The following is a 1,831-nucleotide window of genomic DNA, read 5'->3' as shown; positions in this document are numbered from 1 at the left end:
GACCCAACACACCACATGCCGGGACTAAACACCTAACAATGATTTTCGTATTTTAGCCGTTCAAAAAACGGCATCAATAACTTGTCTCTTTGTACCACATAACGTGCGTGCTGAAGGACATTTCCGGGAAACAAACCACTCCGGACCAGATGCCGAATTTCCCTCTGCGTGCGCACCGAAACCGTTTTACGAGCTTCCCTACCCAGGAAGAAGCTTTCGGAAAGCACTCCGTTGGCAGTGATGATTTCATGGTTGCGGAACAAGATATGGAAATATTCAACACCCATCACATCTCCACAATACTCGACCCCTGGGAGAGAGACCAGCTTCTTGGCCGGAACAAGGATCTCCCTGTGCCCAAACGTCTGTTCCGCAATTCTTGAGCGTATCAGCATCCTGTGCTGCTGAGAAACCAGCAGATCTTTGGCCGGTGTATTTTCACCCAGCGCTCCCTTGTGGATGAGTATTGGCCGTAATGGAGGGGAAAGCGCTACGTCAATGGAATTGAATGCGCTGGATCCAATCCAGACGATTTTCTGCCCCCCCCGATCCTGTGTTTCGACAAGGTCTCCAACACAAAGATCCTCGATGGCTACTTCTCCTTCAGGGGTCAAGATCGACGTACCTCTCGCATAACAGGTGACCGCGGTTTCATCCGTCGCCAACCCGCCTGTGACGCCGGTCAGCGTTAGAGAGGGGCCGGTCATGTCGGTCCCGTTGAAGCTGACCACGCCATCAGCCGCGTCATGATTGAGAGCAACGATTGGATGGCTGAAACTAGTGCCATTTGCGGCATTATAAGCAGCTAGGGTATTTGCGTTAAAGATCCCGGAAAGATCGATAAAGTCGTTATTGGCAGAATCTCCGTCTCCGGTTGCACCGCTGTTACCTGTGCGGAAGTCGGTGATGGTATCGTTTGATGTACCGTCCCAAGCAAAAACATCGTCACCATCACCCCCTGTCAGCGTATCATCGCCCTCGCCGCCGTCAATCGTATCGTCACCAGCCCCCCCCAGAATGCTGTCATCACCGCCGACCCCATCGATGCTGTCATCGCCGTCACCACCATCGATGGTATCGTTCATTGTGCCGGAGACGTTAGGATCTGTCACCGCCAGAGAAAAATTATCAATGTTTAAGTTGTTGTGTAGGCTAGTGTTGGTTGACGGTGGATGTAGTTCAACAATGCGCACTTGCATCTGAGCCGTCGGGTTGGCAGGAGTATCTCCAGTCGCGGTCAGGTTCAGCGTGTACGTTTCCAAAAAGTTGGTTGTCAGATCCGTCGTTTCGGTCGCTGTCGCGACGACGGTGCCGTCGACAACAATATCCACCCTGAAGTCATGACCACCATTTTCGTTGGTTCCTTGGCCTTCAGATCTTTGTGTGGTTGCATCAAGCGTCACCGAAAAAGTAAGATCGCTGCTCCAAGAGGGACCAACAATATCCGCTGACGCACTGCTTTCGACACCACTATCGTCAAGATAGAGCACTGGTGCGCCCGCCCCGACGTAATTAGGGCTATAGGTGCCTCCATGGCCAGTGATCGTCCAGACGCCTAATCCATTACTGAAATTGCTTGTCAGATTGGAAAACGTAGAATCACCGACTATACTATCGTTGCCGAAACCACCGGTAATGCTGTCATCACCATTACCGCCTTTTATCGTATCGTCGGCACCACCACCTGTATAATTTGGCATCTCGAAAAACCTCCAAGGATTGACGTCTTTCACCACCTGCTAAAGTGGCTATTTTGAGAATAGATGTTATCCCACACCAACGTCCGCATGGAAAAAACCTATCAATATTTTGTATTCTTCCGTCTTGCGAT

At 50.9% G+C, this 1,831-nt stretch carries 1 protein-coding gene; it reads right to left on the bottom strand.

The window, feature by feature from the left end; translation table 11 throughout:
• Window positions 1–32: 32 nt before the first annotated feature.
• Complete coding sequence (locus tag AC58NV_RS23540) at window positions 33–1,733, bottom strand: Hint domain-containing protein (RefSeq protein ID WP_497229307.1); 1,701 nt, start codon at window positions 1,731–1,733, stop codon at window positions 33–35.
• Between the last annotated feature and the right edge of the window lie 98 nt (window positions 1,734–1,831).

The organism is Leisingera sp. ANG49 (genome assembly GCF_059694505.1).
The sequence above is the reverse complement of the archived record's forward strand: the minus strand, read 5'-3'. Positions and strand labels throughout refer to the sequence as shown.